Below are 1014 nucleotides of genomic sequence, written 5' to 3'. Positions count from 1 at the left end.
CTATACGCTAGCTAATAATGAAAATAATAGAATCAATTTGTAATGTGTATTTCGTTTTACACTGTAAATCATTCATATTGAGTAATAGAATTGCAGAAATATATAATAGAATATTCACACTAATATTTATACAGCTACAATCTATTTACATATAAAATTATTAGGATTATATTGACAATGAAAGAGAAAACAATAGATGGAAGGGGATGTTTTTATGTTAAAAAAAGCAGCACTAGGGATTTCATCGTTAGCAATCACAGCGTTCGTCGGATTAGGGATGGCAACAGAAGCTTCAGCTGGACCAGCAGCACCACTTACTTCACTAAACGTCGTACAAGTAGAGTCTGAGCTAGGCGGGGTAGAAACAATTAATCAGAACAGCTTCAGCACATCGCGTAACCACGGGGGAAAATATTTATATATTACAACGAAAGAAATGGGCTATGGCCAAAACCCATTTGCTAAAATGAATGGTTCTAATGTAAAAAGTATTGATTCCACTATAATTGGGGGAAGACCAATCGTTGGCTGGTATTATAAATGGGATGCTTCTGGACACCAACAAGGAACCTTTGAGTACCAAAAGACATCTATAAATGCACCATTTAATACAATGCGTACATCAATTTATATCCAATAATTTTGAAAGCGTTCGCACATATAGAATAGTAAAAAAGGTACTTCTAGGAGTACCTTTTTTTGATTTGAATCACGTTCATCTATATTTATAATCCCGATTCCACAGCAAGAATGCTTCCCATAAAACAAAATCCTAAATGTCTATAAAATTGTTATGAACGCGTAGTACAAGTCCTCTACAATAAAAGTGCGGAACCTTAAATATTTTAAACTCAATGAAAAAGGAAGAAACTGTAGTACTTACGCCGCAGTTTTTAATTCATACATGAATTCACAGTTTTTAGATATATAGACATAAACGTACTACCTGCTACTCTTTTTTAAATTCAAGATTAAAAAAGGAGTAGCTAAACTTATATAAGCTTAGCTTAATGG

General features: G+C 33.1%; 1 protein-coding gene. It reads left to right on the top strand.

The annotated features are described in order from the left end of the window. Nucleotides 1–214: 214 nt before the first annotated feature. Nucleotides 215–640, top strand: a complete 426-nt coding sequence (locus ABWK52_RS26865; RefSeq protein WP_015382392.1) for a DUF4879 domain-containing protein — start codon at nucleotides 215–217, stop codon at nucleotides 638–640. Nucleotides 641–1014: the final 374 nt, after the last annotated feature.

Origin of the sequence: Bacillus sp. AP50 (assembly GCF_040492675.1) — a bacterium.
Lineage (GTDB): Bacteria > Bacillota > Bacilli > Bacillales > Bacillaceae_G > Bacillus_A > Bacillus_A cereus.
Note: the sequence above shows the minus strand (reverse complement) of the source record. Positions and strands in the feature narration are given on the sequence as shown.

Excerpts from the sequence above, each read along its gene's own strand:
- ABWK52_RS26865 (WP_015382392.1), top strand. The coding sequence starts at position 215 with ATGTTAAAAAAAGCAGCACTAGGGATTTCATCGTTAGCAATCACAGCG.